This window comes from Alteriqipengyuania lutimaris (genome assembly GCF_003363135.1).
In the GTDB taxonomy this organism is placed as follows: Bacteria; Pseudomonadota; Alphaproteobacteria; order Sphingomonadales; family Sphingomonadaceae; genus Alteriqipengyuania; species Alteriqipengyuania lutimaris.
Genome location: NZ_QRBB01000001.1, coordinates 962,076 through 986,048, shown reverse-complemented (window position 1 = coordinate 986,048; position 23,973 = coordinate 962,076). Strand labels below are relative to the sequence as shown.

The following is a 23,973-nucleotide window of genomic DNA, read 5'->3' as shown; positions in this document are numbered from 1 at the left end:
ACCATAACATGACGACCGAAACAAAATCGGTGGCCGAGCTGGCCACCGAACTCAAAGGCGCGTTCGAAACGAAACTGGACGAGGTCAAGGCGTTCGCCGAGGACGCCCTTGGCAAGGCTCAGGCTAACGAGAGCCTGACCGCTTCGCAGAAGGAACAGATCGACGGCGCGCTGACCGAGATGAACGAACTGAAAAGTGCGTTCTCCGAACTCGAGCAGAAAATGACTCGTGGCGGCAGCCGTGACGAAGCGCCGAAGACGCCGGGCCAGGCTTTCGTCGAAAGCGCCGAATTCAAGGCCGCGTTCCCGAACGGGGCGCAACAGGGCCGTTCGGTCAGCGTCGAGACCAAAGCGATTACTTCGCTGACTACCGATGCGGACGGTTCGGCCGGCGATCTGGTCCGAGCCGAGCGGGTGCAGGCCGCCTATCCCAATCTGCCCGATCGTCGCCTGACCATTCGCGGGCTCGTGGCGGCCGGTCAGACCAGCGCATCCTCGATCGAATACGTACAGGAAACGGGCTTCACCAACAACGCCGGCATGACCGCTGAAGGCGCGGCCAAGCCGGAGTCGTCGCTGAAGTTCGATCTGAAGCAAGCCCCGGTTCGCAAGATCGCTCACTGGATGAAGGCCTCTGCCGAGATTCTTTCGGATGCACCGGCCCTTCGGTCGATGATCGATAGCCGCCTGCGCTACGGCCTCGCTTTCGTCGAAGATGTGCAGCTGCTCAAGGGCGATGGCACGGGTCAGAACCTTCTCGGTATCAAGCCGCAGGCCGCCGACTATGCCGCCCCGGACGGCTTTACCGGCCCGGATCCGCTGACGAAGATCGACATCTTGCGCATCGCGCAGCTGCAGGTCGCTCTGGCCGAATATCCGGCGGACGGTCAGGTGCTGCACCCGATCGACTGGGCGGAGATCGAACTGACGAAGGACGGCGAGGGTCGTTACATCATCGGCAACCCGCAGGGCACGGCGGCGCCGACCCTCTGGGGCCTGCCCGTGGTTCCCACCCAGGCACAGACTGTGGGCGAATTCACCGTCGGGGCATGGGGCACCGCTGCCCAACTGTTCGACCGGATGCAGTCGCAGGTCGTCGCGTCGACCGAGAACCAGGACGACTTCATCAAGAACATGGTGACGATCCTGGCGGAAGAGCGCCTGGCCTTCACGGTCTATCGCACCGACGCCTTCGTCGACGGCGCCTTCCCGGCACCTGCTGCCTAATTCACTATGGGCGGGGTCGCGGCTCCGCCCATCCTCTTTCGGGAGCGTGACATGAGCACCAAAAAGTACACCGTTCTGAAGGCTCAAACCGACGGCACGAAGGATTACGCACGCGGCGATACCCGCACGATGTCGGAAGCCGATGCAAAGCCGCTGATCGATATGGGCGCGCTTGAGGAAGGCGCGGCAGCCAGATCCAAGGTGAAGAGAAAGGCCGCTGATCCGGCCACTAAAGCAAGCAAAGGCTGATCGAGGCCCTCCCATGCTGTTCGAGCTCGGCCACGTCCCCATGCCTTCCGGGTATGGGGACGCCATCCTTTCGCTCGACGCGTGCAAGGCGCATCTGCGGGTGTCCCATGATGCGGAGGACGATCTGATTAGGGCGCTGCGCGATGCGGCGATCGAGTATGTGGAGCTCTATTGCGGCGTGAAGCTCGGGCCGGTGACCGGGCTGACTTGGCGGGCGCAGGCTCTCCCGTCCTTCGCGTCCGCCTCCATCGACCTGGCCGTTCGTCCGGTTACGGCCGTCACGGCGATGGAATGGCTTGGGGACGAAGGCAGCGAGGTCAGCGCGGACCCAGGCGCTTTCCGGTTTTCCGAAGCGGGCGAGTTGCGGCCCATCGTGGGCGGACAGTGGCCGTCCGATGTGGGCTGTGATGTCGTCGTTACCTTCGACGCCGGTTACGCGGAAGGCGAGGCTCCGCCTGCCCTCCTCTCGGCCGTCAGACTGATGCTGGGCCATCTCTACATGAATCGCGAGGCGGTGGTGACGACTGGCGCGGGGGGCGTAGTTCCGTTCGGCGTATCGCACCTTTGCACACCCTTCCGCCCGGTGATGATCTGACATGGTCCGGATCGGTCGGCGCGATAAGCTCGTCACTCTCGAACGGGCGACGATGGCGCAGAACGATTACGGCGAAGAAGTGCCGACCTGGTCGGCCATCGGGCAGGAATGGGCCGCCGTGTTCTACGGTCGCGGCGACGAGCGGCGGCAGGCGGCGATGGAACAGGGTTCGCAGCCGGCGACGTTCGGCATGCTCGCCAATCCGATCACCCTAGGCCTGAAGGTGACCGACCGCATCCAGCATGCCGGCACGGTGTGGGATATAGAGGGTATGGCACCCGATACGCCGCGGCGGGGCGAGATCGAGATTACGGCCGTTCGCGGAGGCTAGGCGCAGCTTCGAACCTTATCGTCTCCATCGCTCAGGCCGATGGACGATCGCAGCTCCGCGACCGATCCGGTGGGAGTGGGCTTGAAGTCCCATCGAGAGATCGGAACGCCATAGCTGTTGGGTCGGATGATCCACCAGTTCGTACCGTCGTCGCGAAGCATGTTCGAGCCCTGGAAGGCTTCTGCAACGCATAGCGCCCAATCCTTTGGGCTCTTCTCGCTGGAGTAGGACGCATCAATTTCAGTGGCGGCCAACCCGGCTGCGCTGGTTGCGCAGCCGGAGAGGGTGGTCGCAGCGGCAATAGCCAAGATCGCGCGCATAGGAGGCTCCGGTGAAGGTCAGAACGAAGAGAAAGCACTGTAACCCTTATCCGCCGAAGTTCGTCAAGAACCTTGGCCGGATCTACGAGCCGCTCGATCGCGATGCACGCATCCTCATCGAGACCGGGCAGGTCGAAGAACACCGCGACGAGAAGCAGGGCGATGAAGTTTCGGGCGAAGATTGACGGGTTCGGAAAGCTAGAGAGCAAGATAGATCGGACCGTCGCCGCAGTGGACGGTCGCAGGCAAGGTGCTGCGCTCGAGGAGGCAGCCGAGCCGGTCCTCGCGAGGATGCAGCAGCTCGTGCCGGTTCGTAGCGGCGAGTTGCGTGATTCGCTTTCGATCGTGCTCGCAGACGATGGTTTGAGCGTGTCTATCGGACCGGTCGGCGGGGCGGCCTGGAGGGCACACTTCGTCGAACTGGGAACGGTCAACATGCCCGCTGAGCCGTTCATCCGGCCCGCTTTCGACGGCGAAAAGGACAATATGAAAGCCGTGATCGCCGGACAGCTGCGATCGGACATACTCAAGGAGGCTAGGGCGTAGGGCATGGCGGATATGCAGATGGCTCTGCGCCAGCGCATCGTGGCGGCAGTGGGCCACGACCGGGTCTTCTGGTCTCTGGTGCCCCAGGCCACGGCCCTACCCTACGTCCGGCTGCAGACCATCAGCGATCCCCGTCCGCAGCATCTGGGCGGATACACCTCATCGCGCTCCACGCGCGTGCAGGCCGACAGCTTCAGCAAGACCTACGCCGAGGCGCGGGCGGCATCTGCAGCGATCATCGCGGGGGTTGCGCAGCCTGAGATCGTCGCCGGCATCAAGTTCGGCCGCACGCGCGCGCAAGGACCGCGCGACCTCGGCGAAGATGTCGACGGAATCGGTTTCGTTCACCGGCTCAGCACGGACCTGCTGACCGAACATTCACTGGCCTAGGTCCAATCAGGAGTAATCGATATGGCGGAGACGCAGGAAGCCAGCACTGGCTGGAACGGCGAAGTGTGGATGTCGTCCGACGACACCGCGGCAAATCTCACCGAACTGAGCGAAGTTCGCAGCTTCACCCCCGGAAGCCCGACTGCGGAGCGGGTCGAAACGACCACGCTCAAGTCGCCCAATCGCCGCCGCCAGTACACGAAGGGCATGATCGACAGCGGCGAAGCCGAGATCGTCATCAACGCCCGCCGTGGATCCGACACCTATATCGCGCTGAAGGCGGCGCTGGAGGATGGTGGCGATCGGTTCATTCGCTTCAACTATCCCGAGCTGGGCGTGCTGGTGTGGACCGACGACGTGCTGGGCGAGGTTACCAGCATCGATGAAGGCGAAGTCGCGCCGGACAGCAACATGGAGATGACGATCACGGTTTCGGTGAACGCCGTCGTCGCCAGCGCCGCTTACGTAGAGCCCGCCTGATGGCCAACCGGACCAAGGGCGAAGCGTCGCTCGACATCGAAGGGGTCGGCTCGTTCACGCTGGCCCTCCCCTTCGGCTCTCGTGCTGCTGCCGAAGAGAAAAGCGGCCTCCCGTTCCACGAGTTGGGGGAGCGCGCGCAGCGTGGGTTCCACAGCGCCATCGCCACCATCGTCTGGGCGGCGCTTCGGAAGCATCACTCCGAAATGTCGATCGAGGATGTCCAGGAGCTTCTGGACGACCATGCGGACGCTTTCACCACAGCCGTTCAGCGCGCGGCGAACGATTCTGCACCGAAGGCCGATGGGGGAAACGGAGCGGCGGGGAAGCCGAAGCCCCGCCGACCTACGAAGACCTCTGGGCGCAATGGTGCGAAGCGGGGTTAGAGCCGGAAGATTTCTGGTCCGCAACGCCGCGCACCTTCGCCCTTATCGTCAGCGCACGCATGAAAGCGCGCGTCGAGCAAAGCCTGACGATCGGGTGGCAGGCTGAGAGGTTCGCCCGGACCAAGGATATCAAGGACCCGGCCCATTGGCTCAGGCCGGCGAAGTCCAAAAACCGCGATGCCGGCGCGGGCGAGCTGCGGGCAATGTTCGCCCGGATGGCAAAACGACAGGAGACTGAAGATGGCACTAGGTGAAGAGATCGCCCGCCTCGCGGTTTCCCTGTCGATGGATTCGAGCGAGTTCGCGACGGGGAGCACGAAGGTTCAGCGAGACCTCGGCCGGCTTCAGGCGTCGTTCCAGGCGCTGGGCGACAAGTGGATGCAGACCGGCAAGCGCCTGACGATCGGCGTCACGACGCCCATCGCCGCCTTCGGCCTCCTGTCGGCGAAGGCCGCCAGCGACGCGCAGGAACTCGATAGCGCATTTACGGCGACGTTCGACAACCTCTCGGGCGAGATGCGCGACTGGGCGCGTGAAACCGGCGATGCCATGGGCCGCAGCACGCAGGCCATGCAGCAGATGGCGAACACGTTCGGGATATTCTTCAACCAGGCCGCGCCGACCCGCAAGGAGGCGGCGGAAATGTCGAAGACGTTCACCGTCCTCGCGCAGGACCTGTCGAGCTTCTACAACGTCTCAGGGGACGAGGCCTTGCAGAAGCTCCGTTCCGGCCTGTCGGGAGAAAGCGAACCCCTTCGCGATTTCGGCGTGTTCCTGACCGAAGCGACGGTCAAGGCCAAAGCCATGGAAATGGGCCTGACCGGTCTGGGCGACGAGCTGACCGAGCAGGAGAAGATCCTAGCTCGGTACCAGTTGATCCTCGAAAGCACCCGCGATGCTCAAGGCGATGTCGCCCGGACCAGCGGGGGAGCAGCCAACCAGTGGCGCAGCTTCACCGAAGCGCTCGACGAATTGCGGGTCGTCATCGGCGAACGGCTCCTGCCGCTTCTGACGCCGATGGTTAAGGGCATGACCAATCTGGTGAACGGGTTCAACAATCTCCCCGGCGGGGTGCAGACGGCCATCGTGGCGGTGGGCGCGATGATGGCGGCGATCGGGCCGATGATGCTCATCATGGGCACGCTCGCGGCGACGTTGCTGCCCCTCTTCGCCGCGAAGTTCGGACCGATCGGCATTGCGATCTCTGCGTTCATCAACCCGCTGGGCACGGCGATATCATTCCTCGCCCAGTTCGCCGTGCAGCTTGCCGGTATGACGGCGCTGAAGACTGTGGGAGCGCTGCTGCTGCGCTTCGCCGGGCCGGTTGGACTTATCGCCTCGCTCGGCCTGCTGATCTACAAGAACTGGGATCGGATTTCGGAAGTGTTCGCGACGTTCGCGGCGCGCGCGAAGGAGGCAATCGGACCGCCTCTGGAACGTCTGGTCGCGACGATCTCCGCCGCGTTCAACGATCTGTGGCAAGGCCCGCTGGGCGACGGCATCCGCATGGCGATGGGCGTCGTCGAGAAGTTCGGCGGGATCGTCGGTTCGGTGCTCGGCGAAGCGCTGATCCGGGTGTTGTCGGCCGCGCTCGAACTGGTGACCTACGTGTTCGAGCAGATGGGTACCGCGATCGACACGATCAACGCGCTGCTCAACGGGGATTTCAGGGGGGCGTGGGAATCTGCGAAGGGGTTCGTCACCAACGCCGTCAACGCCGTGCTCAATATCATCGAAGCGCTGGCGCCCGGATCGATCGCCGCGATGCAGAAGCTCTACACCGGGGTGAAGACCTGGCTGATGGACAAGCTGGGCGGGGTTCTGAACTGGGTGCAGGAGAAGGTCGCCGCGGTCGAAAACAGTTTTGCCTGGCTGTACGACCGCGTCGTCGGCAACAGCTGGGTGCCCGATATGGTCGCCTCGATCGGATCGGAGATGGCGCGCCTCGACAGCCTGATGGTCGACCCTGCGCGCAAGGCGACGCAGTCGGTCGACGATGCCATGCGCGAGATGGCCGGGAACACCCGCGCGCTACTCGCCCGGCTGTTCCCGGAAATCGAGAAGGCGCGCGCGATGGCCGATGATCTCGCGACGATCGATGCTTCGCAACTGTCGGACCGGCAGAAGTCGGAGGCGCGCCGTCGCCTGCGGAACGAATATTACGGCTTCGACGACAAGATCGCCCTGCGGACCAAGGTCGAAGAGCTGCCCGACATCCTGACGATCCCCGATCTGACGCGTGAGGCAGCGGACAAGACCCGCGTACAGGCGGTGCGCATCGCTGACAGCTTCAAGGACATGGCCGAAAAGACGGTCGGCAGCCTGCGGGGGATGGCCGATGCGATCAAGAGCGGCGGCTTCCTCGGCATTTTCGAGAGCGCCCTCAATCTGTTCCTCCAGCTCGGCTCCACCGGCCTGTTCGGAAAGACGCTGGCGACGAACATCAATCGTGTCCCGGCCTATGCATCGGGCACCAGTTTCCATCCGGGTGGCCTCGCGCTGGTCGGCGAGCGCGGGCCGGAACTGGTCTCCATGCCGCGGGGATCGCAGGTCTTCACCAATCGGGAAAGCAGGGCCATGGGCCGCAGCTCGCGCGTCGAGATCGTACCCTCCCCATACTTCGACGTTCGCGTCGATGGCCGTGCCGCGCAGGTGGCCGCCCCGATGGCGTCGTTGGCGGCCAGCGCAGGTTCGGCGGGCGCGCAGATGAGCTTCGCGCGCTCGCGCAAGCGGAGGATGTCATGACCCTTAGACAGGCTCAGGACGGTCGGAGTTTTATCCGATGATCGAATTGCCCGAGGGCGTGGTGCCGAATGCGATGGCCCCGGCGCTGATGGACTTCGGCGCGATGCAGGAACCATCGAGCGGGGCATCGGCCATTCGGATCGACCGGCCGGGGAACCGCTATCGCTGCCAGTTCGGCCTGCCGCCGCACCAGATGGCGCGTCACGGGCGCGTCATCGTCTCGCGCCTGATCCGGGCCAAGAGCGAGGGGTTGCGCGTGCCGTTCCAGCTGGCGGGCGTGCACCAGGGAAATCCGGGCCTGCCGGTGGTCGATGGTGGGGGGCAGGCGGGCATGTTCCTCGCCGTGCGCAATTTGACCCCGCACTACGCGGCGAAGGAGGGCTTCTGGCTTTCCATCGTCGACGAGAGCGAGGGCGAGGCGCAGCACTACCTGCACAATGTCGCCGGCGGAGTGGCCGCGGATGCAAACGGTGAAGCCGTGCTGCCGCTTTGCGAAATGCTCCGCGCGCCCTTTGCGGATGGTGCGCGCGTTCATCTGGCGAAACCGATGATCGAAGGCATGGTCTCGGGTGACGAGCGCAGCTGGGAAGTCAGCCTGGCCCATCACCTGCTGACCGAATTCGAGATCCGGGAAGTCGCCTGATGCGCCGGATCGGGCTGACCGTTCTGATGCGGGTCGACTTCCCGACCGGCCCTGCCCGCTGGTGCGATGGCGGGTTCTTCGTGTTCGAGGGCGAGACCTATCGCGGCAGGGATCCCGTGTGGGGATCGATCGCCGCGGTCGATGCGATTTCCGAGGGCCTCGGGGATGAACTGCCAAGCACCGGTTTCGGCGTGTTTCCTGCGAAGGGAACGCCGGTCGCGACGCTCGACAGCGACGATATACAGGGATCGCGATTGAAGGTCTGGATAGCGGAGTTCGACGCGCCGAGCGGGCTGATCACGAGCGCCGAGCAGTATTACGACGGGCGGATCGATCGCAGCGTGCTGGAGATCGGCAGGGCCCTGCGCAAGGTCGACTTCGAAGTCGGGACGATGATCGAGCGGCTGCTGCTGCGCAACAGCGGCAATTCGCTGAGCGGCGCGTGGCACAAGTCCGTGTGGCCGGGCGAGACCGGCCACGACCAAGCGACAGGGCTGAAGACGCCGGTTGCCTGGGGCGTCGCGGCACCTCCGGGCGGTGTCGTCGGCGGCGGCGGCGGCGGTGGTGGTGGTGGCGGTGGTTTCTACCAGCGAGAGGTGTTGCGATGATGCCCGACCTTCTGCGTCGCCAGCACGCGACCGAGGCCACGCTGGCGAAGTATCGCGAGCGTCCGCTGGATTGGGCGTCGCGGACCACCTGCGTGCATATGGCGCGGTTTCACCTCCGCCAGATGGGCCACCGCCCGCCGCCCATGCCGGACATCCGTTCGGCGCTGGGTGCGCGCCGGGCTCTGAAGAAGCGCAGATGGGACGATGTGGCCGCGATGCTCGATGCAGTACTGCCGGGCGCTCGCATTGCGCCGCTGGCGATGCTGCTAGGTGACCTCGCCGTGGTGCGCGGCGATCAGGGGCTGGATGCCATCCTGCTGCACGCCGGCAACGAGGCGCTGGGCTGGCACGAAAATGGCAGCCGTATCGTGCCGATGATCGTGCATGAATATGTGGGGGCCTGGAGGGTCTGATGTCGGGGGCACTGGGCAAGGTCGCGACCATCGCCGGCGTGGTGGCGCTGGGCGCGACCGGCATCGGTGCATTCGCGGCGGCCGGAACTGCACTCGCGGCAACTGCGGCGAGCGTAACCAGCATCGCCACTGTCATTACCGCTGCCGCGAGCGTGGGTGCGCAGCTGACGGCGAAGGAGCCGCCGCGCATCGGAAGCGTCACCGACACGATCCTGGCGGTCAATCCACCGCAGCCATACCTGCTCGGCCGGACCTATTTCGGCGGGGTGATACGGCACGAGATCGGTTACGGCCCGAAGACGAACGATGTCGAGAACCCGTTCTATTTCCGGGCGATCGTGGCGGGTGGCGGCGGGCCCTACGAAGCGCTTGAATCGGTGCAGGTGGATTACAAGCCGGTCGCCTTCACCGGCAGGGACGCTGTAGGCTATTACAACAACTGGCTGTTCGCCTATTCGCAGCTGGGCCAATGCCCGGAACCGTCCGCGCTGGCGCAGGGCACGAATACGCCGATCCCGGGATGGGGTGCGAGCGCGAAGCTTTCCGGCCAGGCCGCGCAGGCGTTCATCGCGGTGTTCGACAAGAAGGGAAAGCGGTTCGCATCCGGCATGGCCGCGCTGGGCGGCGTGTGGCTGGGTGCGCTGAATTACGATCCGCGCAAGGACGGCACACTGCCGAACGGATCGGGCGATCATCGGCAGTTCGTCGAATCGACCTACGAGTTCAGCAAGTGCCCCGCCGTGCAGGCCGTCACCTACGCGATGGGCAGGGTCCAGAACGGCAAGCTGACCATGGGTGTCGGCATCGGGTTCCAGGAGGTTGTGATCGACGGCATCGGGCCGGTCGAGGGCATCTGGTGGGACGACTGGGCCGCATTCGCCAATGTCTGCGATGCGAACGGTTGGGAAGGCGGCGGTGTCGTCTACGAAGGCGAAGGCGCCCCGCCCCGCTGGGACAACCTGAAGGACATCTGCGCGGCGGGCGGCGGCATTCCGGTGGTGACCGGCGGCAAGCTGGGCGTCGTGTGGCAGGCGCCGCGCGTGGCGGTCGACACGATCAGCGCCAAGGACCTGGCCGGCGCGCCTGTTCGCCTGCCGAGCAGCAAGAGCATTGCCGAACGGGTCAATGCGATCACACCGAAATTCGCGAGCGAGGCCCACCAGTGGGAGTTCGTGCCCGGCGACGAGATCGTGATCGACGAGTATGTCGCGGCCGACAAAGGCGAGAAGCGCAGCGCGGGCGAAACGCAGATCAATCTGTGCAACAAGGCCAAGCAGGCGGCCGAACTGTGCACCTACAAGCTGGCGCGGCTGCGCGAGCGCGGGCCGATCGAGATCCCCTGCGGGCCCCGGATGCGGCGCTATCGCATCGGGACCTGCCTGGTCTGCGCCGACGACATGGCCGATTACAACCTCGCCGGCGTGAAGGTGGTGGTGATCGACCGCACGATCGATTTCCAGACCATGACGGTTAACCTGCTGGTGGAGACCGAAAGCGATGCGAAGCACGCTCTGGCGCTGGGCCGGGCGGGTACGGCACCGCCGGTGGTCGACACGCCTAGCGCGGAAGAACGCGACGGGGTGGTGGCATCGGCGAGCGGCCCGGCCTCGCTCTACGAACTGCTCATCTCGACCAGCAGCCAGTCGCCCGTCGCCATATCCGCAACCGACACCACCGTCACCATCGGCGATCACGAGCGCCTCTATTCCGACAAGTCGGTCGCCGTGACCGGCGACACCATCGCCTCGCTCGACCCAGAGACGACATACTACCTCTTCTACGAAGACCCGGAGCGCGCCGGCGGTGCTGTCATCTGGCAGGTGACCGAGGATTTCTTCGTAGCGCAGAACACCCCCGCCAATCCGGCCCGGCATTACGGCGGCTACATCACGACCGACACGGTGGGCGGTTCCGGCACTTCGGGCGGCGGGGCCCTTCCTCCGGGCAGCGGCGGCCGCAATCCCTACGAAGAAACCATCCAACCACAGTAGGAACCATACCTGATGCCAGACCCCGTCACCCGCCCGCTCACTGCGGGGCGGTGGGTTCCGTTCGTCCATTCGATCTTCGTCGAAGGCGCGGACCTGACCACCGCAAGCTTCGCCATGCAGGTGCGCGATCGATGGAATGGCGGGCAGATACGCGCCGATCTCGACACGGTTACTACCGCGAGCGCGCAGGGCCTTCGGCTCGTCGATGTCACTTGGGATGACGGCATCCCGACCAGCGAAATCGGTATCCGCATCAACGAGACCACGATGCAGGCCATAAGCGCCGAGGGTGCGGGGCTCGATCCGGATGCGGACGTGAGCTGCGTCTACGACATTCATGTCAAACGCACCGCAGGAATGCCGGAAATCTGGATGCGGGGGCCGTTCAACGTCCAAGCCGGGAGCACCGAATAATGAGTTCGACGACATTGAAGCTGGTCGAGGGCGGAACGGTCCTGAAACTGGGCGAGAACACGGTGGAAGCCGCACGTCAGGCCGACCGCGCGCGTGATGAGCGGATCGCCGCGCAAACCATTGTCGACGACTTCGGCACCGAAGCTGCGACCGCGTTGGCGACCGTGCAGACGGTGGGACAGGAGAAGGTCGATGCGGCCGAGGTCTTTGCGCAGGAGGCCGCGACCCACGCGGGAGCGTTCTACGATCTCTCCGACGCTGCCAACGCGATCCTGCGCGGAGACGCGATCCAGACGCTCGATGTCGCGCCCGGCCGCGCACATCCGGACACGGGCGAGCAGACCATCGTTAACCCGCGCTTCGTGGGGACCGATCCCGACACACCGGTGGTGCCGATCAGCATTTCGGCGACCGGCAAGAACCTGGTCGATCTTTCGCCTTCGAAGTGGGAGATCGGGCAGTACGCCCCAACGGGCGACCCCACCGGTTCAGGATCTAGCCTGCGCACGAAGACCTCGATCCCGATTACTCCCGGCACCGAATATGTCCGCAGCGGCCTGACCAAGCCCGAGATTACGATCAAAGACGCGAACGACGTCGTCACCCGCGTGATCGGACAGACCGATGGAATACCGGACAGTTTCGTCGCGGGGCCGAACGAGGTTGCGGTCGACCTTGAGCTGTTCGGGATAATCGACGCGCGACCCGCTTACGCCGCCGATCGAAAGGTCCAGCTCGAAAAGGGCGCGGTCGCCACGACCTACGAGCCTTATCGAGAGGACAGGAGAACCTACAGCGGGATCGAACTCTACGGCTATGCGGGCGTTAGCGACACGTTGGAGGACGGGAAAGTCACTCGCCGGATCGTTCGCCGCACACTGCGCGGCACCGCGCAGGCGGGCGCGTGGCATATGACGGGTCCGGTCAACACCTTCGGCAATTTCTACCGGATGCAGGTTGCGAGCGCGGCAACTTTCGCGGCCGAAATCAACCGCATGCTCGGCGGCCGATCTGGCGCGGCCGTCTACGCGGTCAATCCTGCCTCTGACACGCAGGCGCGCGGCGTCTGGACCTCGCTGACCGACGCGCGGATCGTGTTGCCCAAGGCCGACGTAGACGGGACGGCCGGAGCGGACCTGGTCGCGAAGTTCACTGCCTATCTCAATGCCAATCCGGTCGAGGTGTTCTTCGATGCCGGCAGCTGGTCAGATACCGAGCGCGTCGCGGGCGGCATGATCGAGCTGCCCGGCGGCGGGTCGATCCAGCTCGATGCGACCGGCGCCGCGACGCACGAGATCGCCTTCCACGCAATCAAGGCCGGAACCGCTGGCGGATCGAGCACGCAGATCACGACGCTGCAACAGAACGTCGCCTCGCTCACCGCGCTCGCCACCGCGCTTCAGACCCAGATCGACAATCTCCTCCTCGATGCCGGCGACAGCAATCCCGAGGTGGTGGCGGCGCGCACGTCCGAGACGACGATCGAAGACCTGCTGCTCGGTGGGCGTCTCAACCGCATGGAGCGGATGTATCCGATCAACGTGAAGGATCATGGCGCGAAGGGGGACGGCGTCACCAACGATACCGAGAAGGTGCTCTACGCGCGCGACATTGCGGCTGCTTTCGGACGCGATCTCTATTTCCCGCGATCCTCCGGTCCCTACATGATGGACCGCGGGATCAACGTGCCGCGCACGATGACGATCCTGGGCGACGACCCGATCGAATCGGCGCTGAAGAAAATCCCTGCGGTCAGCGTCGAGATCGACGTGGTCGTGAGCAAGGATCAGACGAATATCCCGGTACCGAATGCGGCCACCACTTTAGCCGGCAAGGTCGGTGCAGATTTCTGCCTCGGCTTCTCTGATTCCACGAACACCTACGACAACACGCGCGGGAAGATCACGGCGGTCAACGCCAACTCGATCGATATCGAGAGCTACAATAACCCGGACAGCACCGGCCTGAAGCGCGGCTATGCCCTCGCCACGAACGATGCGACCAAGGTGGTGCTCTCGACCAGCTTCCCCCTGGTCTACACCGACAAGGTGATCACGCCCGGCGTCGGCGTGATCGAACCGATGCTCGCCAACATCGGGTTCGACGGAAACCGCCAGCCCGGCGAAATCAATGCCTACCCCTGCTCCAACTGGCACTGGGACCCGGTGGTCACCAACGGCGCCTACACCTTTAACGTGATATCGAAGAACAGTGCGGCAGACGGCTTCTCCGACCAGAGCAGCGGCCTGTCGGTGTTCCAGAAGGTGCGGGTGCGCGCCAGCTACTGGCACAGCGGGCATATCGGCTTCACCTCGGACGCGGTCTCGATCCGCGATTACGACACCGAGGGCGGGATCGATGGTCTCTATTTCTGCCAGTACAATCGCAAGACGCGCCTGGACGGCTTCACCATTCGCAATGCGGAGGTCGCTATTCGCGAGCTCGATCCGACCGATGGCGATGTCCACATCACCAACGGGCAGTTTGTCGCTTGCGATACCGATATCCAGATCGTCGGCTCCAAGGGCATGCTCTTCGTCCGCGCACAGTCGATCGGCAACAAGAAAGGCATCCTCAAGGCCGACAGCGGGGCGCACTTCGACATCGCGATGCAGGTGCGCGGCGCACTGGGCACCAAGCTGGCCGAGATTACCCGGTGCAGCAGCGGGCGCGTGCATATCGATGCGCCCGATTTCGAGGGCCAGATCGGCGTCCACATCCTCAACCAGGGCGCGAACGACAATGGCCGGTGCAAGAGCCTGACCGTCACCGGGCAGATCGGACGACCCGAGGTGCGCGATGGCAACAACGTCGTGGTCGAGGCCGCGCGCGGCGCAAGCGTCGCTTCCGTCCAGGTGGATTCTGCAGACGATGTCGTGGTCGCTCTCTCGCACAGCTATCCGCAGGGAAGCGGCGTGGACTTCATCATCGGGGCCGGGACCGGGGGAACCGCGTCGACCGGCACGATCCTGAAAGCGGGCGTGCGCGGCGGCGTTCGTGCCGGCAGGCCCTACGTCGACAACGGCGTGGGCACCTTCGACGAGATGGCGGCGTAGGCGAATTATGACCATTCTCGCTGCAATCGCCGTGGCCCTGCGGGTGGCGCTGATCCTGCTTGCCTGTGCCATGCTCATCGCCTTCCGCGGCGAACTCTGGTCGGTGATCCGGCGCAAGCCGGGCTGGAAGCGCCACCTTTCCACGGCGATCTTCACCGGCCTGGTGATCGCCGGGGCGATCATATCGAGCGTCAACGTGTTCCCCGATGCGGGCCTGCCCATTGCCCGGGAGACCCGGCTTGCCATCGTCAATCTGGGCCTCGGCATGTTCCTGGTGGCGACCCTGACTGGGTTCTATCGTCGCGCGCTTCGTTGCGGGCCCGAGAAGGCGCGGGCGGCCCTGCTGTCCGGAATGGCGCTGCTCTTGCCGGGAGTGGGCTTCGTCTGGCTGCTGACGGTGGCCGGAGCGAATGGGTGAGCCTGCTACGTGAGATCCCGCCGAAGTGGTGGGCCGTCCTCGTGGGCGTCGCATTCGGTTCGCTGGCGCTGATCGCGCTCGACGGTCCCCGGAAGGGTTATGGCAAGTCGGTGATGGTGGGGGCGATGACCGCGCCTCTGCTGTGCCTGTTCGCCGGCGCGCTGCTGCCGAGCGGCACTTCGCTGGAACTCGCCGCGCTGATCGGTGGGATGACCGCGCTCGGCGGGACGGCATTAATCCTGACCGTGGCGCGCATGGTGCCCTCGATCGCGTCGGCCGCGCTGACCGGTATCGCCCGAAGCTATCTGGAAATCACGCCCACCCCGCCCGGCGAGCCTCCGAAGGTAACGAGGGTTCGGCAGGACGGCACGCCCGAAGAGCCAGACTCTGAGCTCGAGGAGCTGGCGCGCCAACTCGACGACCCGCCCGAAGGCGGCTGAACGACCTCTACCCTCACAGGAGAAAGACGATGACGACACGCGATTTGCAGCGTGCGCTTGCTGCTGCCGGTTTCGATCCCGGCCCGATCGACGGCATCCATGGCCCCAAGACCGATGCGGCCGTGGTCGCCTTCAAGGCGGCACAGGGCCTTCGTGCCCGGCCCTATGTCGGCCCGCTGACCCTCGAGGCGCTGGGCCTCGCTCCCGACCTCTCGCACGACGTGCCGTGGATGAACGAGGCGGCGAAGCACATCGGCCTGCACGAGCATCGCGATCACGGCGTGCTGAGCCGATTCCTGCGCAGCGACGGCAAGGCGCTGGGCGACCCGCGCAAGCTGCCGTGGTGCGGCGATTTCGTCGATACCTGCCTGCGGCTGACGCTGCCGGAGGAGCCGCGCAAGGACAAGCTGGCGCAGAACCCCTATCTCGCGCGGAACTGGATGCTGTTCGGCAAGGACAGCCCGCCCCGGTTCGGTGCGGTCGCCGTGTTCTGGCGTGGCAGCTACCACGGCATTTCCGGTCACGTCGGCTTTGCGGTCGCATGGGACGCCGCACGCCGCCGGATCAAGGTTCGCGGCGGCAACCAGCGCAACAGCGTGAGCGATGTCTGGCTCGATAGCGACCGGATGCTGGGCTGCCGTGCTCCCCTGACCTTCGGCGACCTGCCGGTGCTGCCGGGCCTTTCCAGCGCGGGGGCCGCGGTGTCGCGGAACGAGGCATGACGCGCGCCCCGCTGATCTCGAACCACGGCAGCGAAATCATCCTTCTCGGCGCGCTTGGCGTCGGCGTACTGGTATTGCTGGCGGTGGTTGCCGTGCGCGAGCCGGAAGGCTGGGACGTGGCCGCATGTCTGCTGGTACTCGTTCGCATCGTCGAGGCGATCCAGAAGCGTTGGGAGCAACGCGGCACGGACCTCGCCAATGCCCGAATGCATGCGAGCAAGCCCGACCCCGAGGCGTCTGCGATGCACGGGCTCGACCAAGCGGAGGACCGCTGACATGACCCTGCCCGCATGGACCTCCGCCCGCATCGCCATGTCCGGCCTGCGCGCCGCGATCATCGGCGGCCTGTTCATCATCGTGTTGCTGGCCGCTGCCGTGCAGACCCTCAGACTCGAAGGCCTCAAAGTGCGGCCGTTCAAGACCACCGGGTGGATCGAAAAAGCCCGCACGTACAAAAGCGAGAGGGATAGCGAGCGAACGGCCCACCGCAAGACCAAGGACGACTACCGCACCGCGCAGGAAAAAGCGCAGCGACTTGAAACGGCTCGGCTCGAGCGCGTTCGGACCCAGCAGGAGGAAATCACCGATGCAATCCAAAGGAATTATCGCGCTCGCCTCGGCAAGCTTGACGCTCGCGCTCAGCGGCTGCGCGACGAACTACGAGCCAGAAGCCAGCCTGACGGTTCGTCCGCAGACCAGCGAAGCACCGCCGTTCGCTCCACCACCGGGCGAGCTGATGCAGCGCCCGGCGATCATAGACTTCCTCCCTACCAAGGAGAAAACACCAACGCCGGAAGCTTGGACCGTTCGCCCCAAGAGCAACTCGAACGAGACATCGTCGCCACCCAGCAGGCGATCCAGCTCGACGCGCTGATCGACTGGGTGGAGCGGCAGACGGCGGTCGATCCGAATGCCGAACCCGATTAGCTGGAGGGTTCGCACGCGCTGATCGTCGCACCTCTGTGCCCGCAATCGGAGCATTTCGCACGCGCCTCCAAGCTTTCGATCGACCGGTTCAATTCGCGAGCGTGCAGTTCCAGCAGTAGCGGCGTCGGATTGCGCTCCGCGACGTGGCCGCAGTTCTTGCACAGGATGCGCAGCCAATATCCCTGACGTCCGAAGTCGTTGACCGAATCGAGTCGATGGCGAACCATGGGTCCTGTGGAACGGAAGCGGAACAAAGGGCAAGCGGCATGTGCAATCTCTACCGGATGAACCGGAGCGTCGACGAGGTCGCGCGGGCCTTCGACCTCGCCGCCCCGCTCGGCCTCAATGTGGCAAGCGAGCTCTATCCCAAAAGCAACGGACTGGTGATCGCCGAAGGCGGTCTGCGATCGATGACGTGGGGCTTCCCGCTCGCCCAGAAATCGAAAGTGACGGGTGAGCCGCTCAAACCGCGACCGGTCAATAATACACGCAGCGACAAGCTCGACAGCTTCATGTGGCGGTACAGTTTTGCCGAGCGGCGTTGCCTGATCCCGCTGACGGCCTGGGCGGAAGCTGAGGGATCGAAAGGCGAGATGACACGGACATGGCTGTCCGTTCCGGGCGAAGAGGTGTTCACCGCGGCCGCGATCTGGCGCGCCAGCGACGAGTGGGGCGACTGCTATTCCATGGTCATGACCGATGCTGCCGGCGACGCCGCGGCAGTGCACGATCGCATGCCGGTGATCCTGGCCGGCGACGATCGCAACACCTGGACGAGCGGAGCGGAGGAGGATGCGCGGGCCCTGTGCTTGCCGTACCAGGGGTCACTGACAGTCGAGCGCACGTCCGAGCGCTGGGGGAAGAGATAGAAGCGCGGAAAATCCGCGCCTCAAATGGGGGTATCGCTGGGGGTATGGCTCCGCGCCGGAATGCCCGCGAGGCACGTATTTGTCACGAATTCGTGCGCGGATGAGGCGGAGGGATTATCCGGCTCGATTGTCCCTAGTGAGACCAGATTGCCCAGATCTGAAGGGCTGTTCCCACGACGATTGCGAACAGGCCAAGATATCCAAGAACCTTGTAGCGCTTTTCACGCCTCTCATCCGCGGTTCGCGGCTCTGTGCTTAGCAGCAATGCTCCGCCGGTAGCGATCGCGAAGGGCATTCCGAAGCGGAAAAGCAGCAATACACCAACGAGACTTAGTACAAGCCCAGCGGACGCCAATTCTCGCTCCATAACCGACTCCTTGGCCGAATTCAGTTACGGACCTACTTATGCTCACCAACGCCGCGGCGAAAGCCGCGACCCTTCAAAAATGCACGATGCGAAGTCGTCAGAACGACGGAAAAAGGATCAGCAGCAGATAGAAGCCCGCCGCTCCGACCATCAATGCGGCGTCCCGCAGATGGTCGGATGGCCTAGCCCGATTTCGATCAGTTCTGTTCCGTGACTTGTTCATCGACGGGGTCCGTGGCTTGTGAACTCACAGGAAGCGTGGCGTTCCCGCCCGGTGTCGCGATCTCCGCCCGCTTCGGTGCTGTAATTGCATCGGCTGAAATCGCGAGTTCGATCGCGTCTTCGGTGTAGGCCGTCATCTCTCGGCCCTCGGGAATGGTCCCGCTCTTCCCAGTGATGAAGAAACCGCTGATCGGCACGAGCACAACCCCGCCAACTGTCGCAAGTGTGTTGCCCTCGCCTTCCTGGCGGTAGGTACCGTTGAGGGGAATCCGGCGACCGCCAAGATCGAGGTATTCGATCTCGATATCCATCTTCCCGGATTTGCCGAACATGCCCTTGTTGGTCATCCAAGTAATCTTGCCGACCGCTCGCGTCCCCCTGGGAATGACGATGTACTCGCCAAGCATGACGTCTTCCTCGACGGTCAGATCGAACTGATCGCCTTCTTCCCAAGTCTTCCCTTTGGTTGTGACCTCCTGGTTCATTCGGACGATGATCTCGGTGTTGGCCGGAAGCTGCGCCATGCCCGGCCGCTCGTCGCGTTTGTATACCTCCAGCGGTGCCAGCGCGGTCTCTGCGGACTGACCGGCCACGACAGGCGACGCGGTGTCCGTTGGCTCAGGCTGCACATCTTGGGCCCAAGCAGTCGTGGCAAGACAAAGAAGCGCGCACGCGATGCACGTATTTTTCACGGAAATCCCCCCCCAGTAGTTCGAGCGTCCCCACGCTCGTCTCTTGGGACTACCACAGAGTCATGACATCGCAATCGCGTATTTCATGTCTCGGATAACAGTTGGAGGCTTTGTTCCTATTCGACGCTGGCAGGGGGAGTGTTCGTTTCACGATTTTCCGGGAATGGAAACAGTCCTGCGCGCACGAGATGCGCGAAGGCCTCTACGCTTCTGCGGCCCTGCAAGAGGATGACGTCCCCATAACGGGCGAGCTGCTGCTCTACGCGAGGAGTATGGAACGCCTTCACCTCGATCGCGATGTCGTGATCGGGAAGGTGAAAGTCGAGGCGATGGCCTGCGGATGTCTCCTGCTCGAGCTCGAAGCGGACGCCCGCGTCGATCAACGCCTGCTCGACAATCCGCTCCAGCGGATCGTGTGCACGGGCCTTGCGATTGAGACTAGGAGGCTGAAGCTTCAGCACCTGATCGGCCATAGCGTGAGTGATTGGCGATTTACCGCGCTCCATTTGCCCGAGATGGACCCGTGAGCAATGAAGACGTGCAGCCATCTCGGCCTGGGTAAGGCCGAGTGCTTTCCTGCGTTGTCTGAGTTCGCTGCCTTCCATTTCCGCCTCCGCGCTATCCGGAGAAGGGGGCGGTGTGGACCCGCCCCCGGGTAGTCAGAGTTTCAAGTCGATCTTGAAGGCAATGTGGACTTGCAGCTTCATCTTCTTGAGCCTCCGGACCAACCAACCGATCAATGTTTCCATCTTTCGATCTCCGGATTTTCCGGGCCGGACCATCCGGCCCGGTGAGACTGTGATAGCCCGCTCCTACGGACTTCGCAAGCAAAAAGATAAGTTTTTTATCATTTATCCGCTGTAGGATATCCGAAGAACGCCCCGCTCAATGCGGCGGCAGAAGTTGAATACTCTGCGCCTCATCGGCGAGCCGATGCAGCATCATGGATTGGCGGGGGTCGTCGCAGCGCGTTGCGCGGCGGCGGATGGAGGCGGCTCTTTCGTCAGCGGTCTTCATGCGAATCGGACTGGCACAAGCCCACCCCTGTAGGAAAGCGCGACGAGATTTCACGTTTGCTAACCATGATAAGGGTTTCTACGCTCCGGGTTACGGGGGCGATCAGCGCCGATCTGGATGCATTGTGGGGAATGCGTGACCGAAACGATCGATAGCGATCTCGAATGTGTGCCTTCGTCGTTCGATCGGCTGACCGAACGGCAGAAGGAAATCCTTGTGCTCGTCTACCAGCGGCACTCTTCGAAAGAGATTGCACAGAAGCTCGATATCTCCCCGAAAACGGTCGACCATCATTTGGATATCGCGCGCAGGTTGCTGCACAGTTCCACCCGCTTGCAGGCTGCTCGCACATACTGGGAATCGCTACCTAAGGCATCGTTGCCAGTCGTCGATCGGTCCGATTTGGAGCCTTATGGGCCTGCCGCTCGAGGGGAGCGCCAGACGGACGAGGGCATCGTGTACCAACCTCCTGAATCCCACTGGCGACCTCCCTCCGGGCGGACACTATGGCCCGATCCTTCGAATATTGGTCCAGGAACGAGGATTGCCCTGATCTTGGCGGGGGCGCTCTGCATTATTCTGATGCTGGGCGCCGCGACCGCCCTGATGAGCGGACTTTACACGCTCCTCACCATGCTTCGCGGAGAGCCCGGGCCCGGATAAACCGTTCGGGAGTACGACAATGCTGACAGTTCCTGCCGCCTCGCAAAGATTAACCCGCTCGCTCCACGACGCCGAAGCGAGCGCCGACGAATCGCTTCTGAAGGCCATCGCCGCGATGGGCGAGGTTGTGACTACCCGTATGGAGTTCCGCGATCACCCGGCGGCCATCCATGCCCAGCCTGCCCTGATCCGGCTGCAGAGGGCAACCACCGCCATCATCTCCGCACAAGGCGAGATCCTGCGCGCGCATGTTGAACTCAAGAAGGCGCAGACCGTGACCAGCGGCCCGGAAGAGGGCGGTTGCCCGAAGTGGGCGACGATGGCCACGGTCGACGAGGGAAAGCAGCTCGTCGCCTGATGGTGGGCCGCGCGCGATGATGCTGTTCTTCGCGCAAGCGGCCCTTCTCTTTGTGGCCGCCCTCCTCGCTTGCACGCGGGGCGGCGGTCCGGAGAAGCTGATAGCCAGTGTGTTGATGCTGTGGTTCGTCGGGAATGCCATCGTTCGCAGTTTCATAGGCATTTCCCCGTACCGATCGTTCGAGGTCTGGATCTTCGCGACGGACCTCGTAGCCCTTGGGATCTTCGTGGCGGTTGCACTGAAGGCCGACAGGTACTGGACGCTTTGGCTCGCATCGTCGCAGCTGATCGCGGTCATAGGCCACCTATTGGGCTTGGTAGGCCTGACCCACCATCCCCTGGTCTATTCGATCTTCACACGCCTCCCGTTCTGGCTGGACATCATGCTTCTTCTCTTTGGAGCTTTGGGCGCCCGGTCGCCCGCAGGAGTCCGGATCGATGGAAGCGACAGAACTGGTCACATTCGGACCCGGTAGGGAGGAAGACCGCGCCTCCCTGCTCGCCTTGGCCCTGATCAAGGAATGCTGCCGAACGATCAAGGAACGGGAAGCGGTCCCTCTGACAAGCTCGGCGCCCGACCGCGGGGGCCAGTACGACCTGTCGGCACTGAGGCTGCTGGCAAGGTCCGAATATCGTAGGCGGCGATGGCGGGCGCGCCTCTTCGATGGGTACCGGTTCGACAACGAGCCTGGGTGGGATATTCTTCTCGATCTGCTTGCATCCGCAGGTGTCGACGGGTGCCTCAGGACGACAAGCGCCTGCATCGGTTCGGCAGCCCCCAGCACCACGGCTCTTCGGCATCTGGGGCTGTTGGAGGAAGCCGGCCTGATCCAATTCATGCCCGATCGATCCGACGCTCGGGCGAGGCTTGTACGCATGACACCCAAGGCGCTGTCGCACATGCGCGCGTACTTCAGCATCGAGTCGGTCTGATACTCGAACTGCGTGCGGAAGCGGTTCGCCGACCATCTCGTTAGGCCCGGCATTGCCTGTACGGGAATTGTACGAAGGCGAGGCGAAATTCGCCGTTTGTTCCTGTCGAATGCTGCATGATGGCGCGAGGCGCGACGCCCAACCACTCGGAAAAAAGCTATGATTTCCGGTGGTTTCAATGGAGCGGGCGAGGCGATTCGAACGCCCGACCCCAACCTTGGCAAGGTTGTGCTCTACCCCTGAGCTACGCCCGCTCACTTGGCGTTTCCGGCGGGGCGCAAAGCCTCTTCGCCGGAACGGGAAGCGGGCACCTAGCAACGCATCGGCCCCATCGCAAGCGCAAAATGCGCGTCGGCCTTGCACCCTTCACATCCATCGGCGAAGGCCCACATTGAGCAGGAAGACAACCGCATTTCTAAGGGGACAAGCACTTGGCCAGCATGGGGCTCAATATCGAGGAACAGAAAGCCGTCGACCGCTTCCGGCAGGAGGTCGTCGAACCTTCAATGTCCAAGCTGGTGGTGCTCGATTTCTGGGCCGAATGGTGCGGGCCGTGCAAGGCGCTCGCCCCGATGCTGGAAAAGGTCGCCGCCGAATATGCCGACAAGGGCGTGGTGCTGAAGAAGGTCAATGTCGATGAAGAGCAGTTCATTGCCAGCCAGTTTCAGGTGCAGTCGATTCCCACGGTCTACGCGATGTTCCAGGGCCGCCCCGTGGCGGACCTCACCAGCGCGCGTAGCGAAAGCCAGCTGAAGGAAGCGCTCGACCAGATTCTCGCCCAGATTCCCATCGGGGAAGGCAACGAAGGCGACGCGAAGCCCGATGTCGCGCAATTCGTCGAGATGGGCGAGAGCGTGCTGGCCGAAGGCGACAACGAGCGTGCGCTTGGCATCTTCGCACAGGTCGTCGACATGGCGCCTGACAATGCCGCGGCGCATGCGGGGCTGGTCCGCGCCCTGGTGGCGATGGACAAGGCCGCCGAGGCGCGCCAGCATCTCGACAGCCTCGATCCGACGCTGGCCGAAGATCCGGCGATCAAGCAGGCGCGATCGGCCGTCGATCTGGCGGGCGAGAAGGTCGACGATGGCGAACTGGCCGCATTGCGCCACAAGGCGCAGGGCGGCGATATGGACGCACGCTACGCCTATGCCGAAGCCGCCTTTGCCGCAGGCCAGCGCGACGCCGCCGCCGACGAGCTGCTCGCCATGATCGAAGCCGATCGCGAATGGAACGATGGCGCGGCACGCGCGAAATTGCTCCAGATCTTCGAAGCCGTCGGCCTCGAAGATCCGTGGGTGGTCGCCACGCGGCGCCGCCTTTCCAGAATTCTGTTCGGGTAGCGCGCATGCGGCTCTCGATCTTTCCGCTGACGGGCGCGATCCTGTTCCCCGGCCTGCAATTGCCGCTGCACATGTTCGAGCCGCGCTATCGCGCGCTGGTCGGCGATGCACTGGCGCGCGACCGGCGGATCGCGATGATCCAGCCCAAGCAGGCACGCGAGGGCGCGCCGCTCTACGATGTCGGCTGCGTGGGCAAGATCGGCGAGATCGAAGCGCTGGACGACGGGCGGTACAACCTCGTGCTCGAAGGCGAGAGCCGCTTTCGCCTGACGCGCGAGCTCGATGTGACGACGTCGTTCCGGCAGGTCGAGGGCGAGCTGATCCCGGAGGATGGCGATGAAGTGCTCAGCGGGATCGAGCGCGCCGGGTTCGAACGCGAGGCGCGGCGTTTCGCCGATGCCCAGGGCTATTCGGTGGACTGGGATGCGGTCGCGCAGCTCGACGACCAGTCGCTGATCAACGGGGTCAGCCAGATCGCACCCTTCGACGGGGCTTCGAAGCAGGCGCTGCTCGAAGCGCCCGACCTGGCCGCGCGCTGCGAGCTGCTGATCCAGCTGATGTATTTCTTCGGTCGCCAGAACGGCACCGACGACCGGGTGACGCTGCAGTAAGTTTC

Annotated in this window: 33 protein-coding genes and 1 tRNA gene; 29 read left to right on the top strand and 5 right to left on the bottom strand. The window is 64.0% G+C overall.

Going from position 1 to position 23,973, the window contains the following annotated elements:
• Positions 1–8 precede the first annotated feature (8 nt).
• From DL238_RS04885 to DL238_RS04870, 4 genes are read left to right on the top strand one after another with little or no spacing between them, the layout of a single operon-like run.
• Entirely contained in the window at positions 9–1,226 is a 1,218-nt protein-coding gene (locus DL238_RS04885; protein WP_115491233.1) for a phage major capsid protein, read from the top strand.
• A gap of 51 nt (positions 1,227–1,277) precedes the next feature.
• The gene (locus DL238_RS04880) at positions 1,278–1,475 is read left to right on the top strand and encodes a hypothetical protein (protein ID WP_115491232.1); all 198 of its coding nucleotides are present in this window, start codon (positions 1,278–1,280) and stop codon (positions 1,473–1,475) included.
• A gap of 13 nt (positions 1,476–1,488) precedes the next feature.
• Positions 1,489–2,070: a head-tail connector protein gene (locus DL238_RS04875; protein WP_115491231.1), complete on the top strand. Its 582-nt coding sequence runs from the start codon at positions 1,489–1,491 to the stop codon at positions 2,068–2,070.
• Position 2,071: 1 nt separating this feature from the next.
• The gene (locus DL238_RS04870) at positions 2,072–2,401 is read left to right on the top strand and encodes a head-tail adaptor protein (RefSeq protein ID WP_115491230.1); all 330 of its coding nucleotides are present in this window, start codon (positions 2,072–2,074) and stop codon (positions 2,399–2,401) included.
• Here DL238_RS04870 and DL238_RS04865 read toward each other — a convergent pair.
• Entirely contained in the window at positions 2,398–2,721 is a 324-nt protein-coding gene (locus tag DL238_RS04865) for a hypothetical protein (RefSeq protein WP_115491229.1), read from the bottom strand. The genes DL238_RS04870 and DL238_RS04865 overlap by 4 nt on opposite strands.
• 11 nt (positions 2,722–2,732) lie before the next feature.
• Here DL238_RS04865 and DL238_RS16040 point away from each other — a divergent pair, with 11 nt between their 5' ends.
• From DL238_RS16040 to DL238_RS04775, 19 genes are all read left to right on the top strand, one after another.
• Positions 2,733–2,906, top strand: a complete 174-nt coding sequence (locus DL238_RS16040; RefSeq protein ID WP_181883823.1) for a hypothetical protein — start codon at positions 2,733–2,735, stop codon at positions 2,904–2,906.
• The gene (locus DL238_RS04860; RefSeq protein ID WP_181883822.1) at positions 2,884–3,267 is read left to right on the top strand and encodes an HK97-gp10 family putative phage morphogenesis protein; all 384 of its coding nucleotides are present in this window, start codon (positions 2,884–2,886) and stop codon (positions 3,265–3,267) included. Before DL238_RS16040 ends, DL238_RS04860 begins: the two co-directional genes overlap by 23 nt.
• A gap of 3 nt (positions 3,268–3,270) precedes the next feature.
• Complete coding sequence (gene gp17, locus DL238_RS04855) at positions 3,271–3,657, top strand: tail completion protein gp17 (protein ID WP_115491227.1); 387 nt, start codon at positions 3,271–3,273, stop codon at positions 3,655–3,657.
• A 21-nt stretch (positions 3,658–3,678) separates the two neighbouring features.
• Positions 3,679–4,137, top strand: a complete 459-nt coding sequence (locus DL238_RS04850; protein WP_115491226.1) for a phage tail tube protein — start codon at positions 3,679–3,681, stop codon at positions 4,135–4,137.
• Positions 4,137–4,520: a hypothetical protein gene (locus tag DL238_RS04845; protein WP_115491225.1), complete on the top strand. Its 384-nt coding sequence runs from the start codon at positions 4,137–4,139 to the stop codon at positions 4,518–4,520. Before DL238_RS04850 ends, DL238_RS04845 begins: the two co-directional genes overlap by 1 nt.
• A 59-nt stretch (positions 4,521–4,579) precedes the next feature.
• Positions 4,580–4,774 (top strand): hypothetical protein, encoded by a 195-nt coding sequence (locus DL238_RS16035; protein WP_181883821.1) that lies wholly within the window; start codon positions 4,580–4,582, stop codon positions 4,772–4,774.
• Positions 4,761–7,265: a phage tail tape measure protein gene (locus DL238_RS04840; RefSeq protein ID WP_181883820.1), complete on the top strand. Its 2,505-nt coding sequence runs from the start codon at positions 4,761–4,763 to the stop codon at positions 7,263–7,265. The genes DL238_RS16035 and DL238_RS04840 overlap by 14 nt, the downstream gene beginning before the upstream one ends.
• A 37-nt stretch (positions 7,266–7,302) precedes the next feature.
• Complete coding sequence (locus DL238_RS04835) at positions 7,303–7,908, top strand: hypothetical protein (protein ID WP_115491223.1); 606 nt, start codon at positions 7,303–7,305, stop codon at positions 7,906–7,908.
• On the top strand, positions 7,908–8,516 hold the full coding sequence (locus DL238_RS04830; protein ID WP_115491222.1) for a hypothetical protein: 609 nt from the start codon (positions 7,908–7,910) through the stop codon (positions 8,514–8,516). The genes DL238_RS04835 and DL238_RS04830 overlap by 1 nt, the downstream gene beginning before the upstream one ends.
• A complete protein-coding gene (locus DL238_RS04825; protein ID WP_181883819.1) occupies positions 8,516–8,929 on the top strand; it encodes a DUF6950 family protein in 414 nt (137 codons plus the stop codon). Before DL238_RS04830 ends, DL238_RS04825 begins: the two co-directional genes overlap by 1 nt.
• Positions 8,929–10,920, top strand: coding sequence for a phage tail protein (locus tag DL238_RS04820; RefSeq protein ID WP_115491220.1), 1,992 nt, complete (start codon positions 8,929–8,931; stop codon positions 10,918–10,920). Before DL238_RS04825 ends, DL238_RS04820 begins: the two co-directional genes overlap by 1 nt.
• Positions 10,921–10,932: 12 nt before the next feature.
• A complete protein-coding gene (locus tag DL238_RS04815; protein WP_115491219.1) occupies positions 10,933–11,334 on the top strand; it encodes a hypothetical protein in 402 nt (133 codons plus the stop codon).
• Positions 11,334–14,390, top strand: a complete 3,057-nt coding sequence (locus DL238_RS04810) for a glycosyl hydrolase family 28-related protein (RefSeq protein ID WP_115491218.1) — start codon at positions 11,334–11,336, stop codon at positions 14,388–14,390. Before DL238_RS04815 ends, DL238_RS04810 begins: the two co-directional genes overlap by 1 nt.
• A 7-nt stretch (positions 14,391–14,397) precedes the next feature.
• Positions 14,398–14,808 carry a hypothetical protein gene (locus tag DL238_RS04805; protein WP_115491217.1) on the top strand — a complete coding sequence of 137 codons (411 nt, stop codon included), beginning with the start codon at positions 14,398–14,400 and terminating at the stop codon, positions 14,806–14,808.
• Complete coding sequence (locus DL238_RS04800) at positions 14,805–15,248, top strand: hypothetical protein (protein WP_147290991.1); 444 nt, start codon at positions 14,805–14,807, stop codon at positions 15,246–15,248. Before DL238_RS04805 ends, DL238_RS04800 begins: the two co-directional genes overlap by 4 nt.
• A gap of 29 nt (positions 15,249–15,277) precedes the next feature.
• Positions 15,278–15,970, top strand: a complete 693-nt coding sequence (locus DL238_RS04795; protein WP_115491215.1) for an NlpC/P60 family protein — start codon at positions 15,278–15,280, stop codon at positions 15,968–15,970.
• Positions 15,967–16,245, top strand: coding sequence for a hypothetical protein (locus tag DL238_RS04790; protein ID WP_115491214.1), 279 nt, complete (start codon positions 15,967–15,969; stop codon positions 16,243–16,245). Before DL238_RS04795 ends, DL238_RS04790 begins: the two co-directional genes overlap by 4 nt.
• Position 16,246: 1 nt before the next feature.
• A complete protein-coding gene (locus DL238_RS04785) occupies positions 16,247–16,897 on the top strand; it encodes a hypothetical protein (protein ID WP_115491213.1) in 651 nt (216 codons plus the stop codon).
• A 143-nt stretch (positions 16,898–17,040) separates the two neighbouring features.
• Positions 17,041–17,766: an SOS response-associated peptidase gene (locus DL238_RS04775; RefSeq protein WP_325048436.1), complete on the top strand. Its 726-nt coding sequence runs from the start codon at positions 17,041–17,043 to the stop codon at positions 17,764–17,766.
• A 564-nt stretch (positions 17,767–18,330) separates the two neighbouring features.
• On the opposite strand, the gene DL238_RS04765 is transcribed toward DL238_RS04775, so the two are convergent.
• From DL238_RS04765 to DL238_RS16495, 3 genes are all read right to left on the bottom strand, one after another.
• Positions 18,331–18,948, bottom strand: coding sequence for a hypothetical protein (locus DL238_RS04765; RefSeq protein WP_115491209.1), 618 nt, complete (start codon positions 18,946–18,948; stop codon positions 18,331–18,333).
• 215 nt (positions 18,949–19,163) lie between these two features.
• Complete coding sequence (locus DL238_RS04760) at positions 19,164–19,652, bottom strand: helix-turn-helix domain-containing protein (protein WP_115491208.1); 489 nt, start codon at positions 19,650–19,652, stop codon at positions 19,164–19,166.
• A 280-nt stretch (positions 19,653–19,932) separates the two neighbouring features.
• Positions 19,933–20,064: a hypothetical protein gene (locus tag DL238_RS16495; RefSeq protein ID WP_267897119.1), complete on the bottom strand. Its 132-nt coding sequence runs from the start codon at positions 20,062–20,064 to the stop codon at positions 19,933–19,935.
• 135 nt (positions 20,065–20,199) lie between these two features.
• Here DL238_RS16495 and DL238_RS04755 point away from each other — a divergent pair, with 135 nt between their 5' ends.
• Genes DL238_RS04755 through DL238_RS04740 form a run of 4 tightly spaced genes read left to right on the top strand, consistent with a single transcriptional unit; the run spans position 20,200 to position 22,017 of the window.
• Positions 20,200–20,727 (top strand): helix-turn-helix domain-containing protein, encoded by a 528-nt coding sequence (locus tag DL238_RS04755; RefSeq protein ID WP_181883818.1) that lies wholly within the window; start codon positions 20,200–20,202, stop codon positions 20,725–20,727.
• Between the two features lie 19 nt (positions 20,728–20,746).
• Positions 20,747–21,085, top strand: a complete 339-nt coding sequence (locus DL238_RS04750; protein WP_115491206.1) for a hypothetical protein — start codon at positions 20,747–20,749, stop codon at positions 21,083–21,085.
• A gap of 16 nt (positions 21,086–21,101) precedes the next feature.
• Positions 21,102–21,560: a hypothetical protein gene (locus DL238_RS04745; protein ID WP_115491205.1), complete on the top strand. Its 459-nt coding sequence runs from the start codon at positions 21,102–21,104 to the stop codon at positions 21,558–21,560.
• A complete protein-coding gene (locus tag DL238_RS04740) occupies positions 21,523–22,017 on the top strand; it encodes a helix-turn-helix domain-containing protein (protein ID WP_115491204.1) in 495 nt (164 codons plus the stop codon). The genes DL238_RS04745 and DL238_RS04740 overlap by 38 nt, the downstream gene beginning before the upstream one ends.
• Positions 22,018–22,196: 179 nt before the next feature.
• Here DL238_RS04740 and DL238_RS04735 read toward each other — a convergent pair.
• Positions 22,197–22,271: transfer RNA gene (locus DL238_RS04735), tRNA-Gly, on the bottom strand.
• Positions 22,272–22,457: 186 nt separating this feature from the next.
• On the opposite strand from DL238_RS04735, the gene DL238_RS04730 reads away from it, so the two are divergent.
• Positions 22,458–23,357, top strand: a complete 900-nt coding sequence (locus tag DL238_RS04730; protein ID WP_115491203.1) for a tetratricopeptide repeat protein — start codon at positions 22,458–22,460, stop codon at positions 23,355–23,357.
• 5 nt (positions 23,358–23,362) lie between these two features.
• Positions 23,363–23,968 (top strand): LON peptidase substrate-binding domain-containing protein, encoded by a 606-nt coding sequence (locus tag DL238_RS04725; protein ID WP_115491202.1) that lies wholly within the window; start codon positions 23,363–23,365, stop codon positions 23,966–23,968.
• Positions 23,969–23,973: the final 5 nt, after the last annotated feature.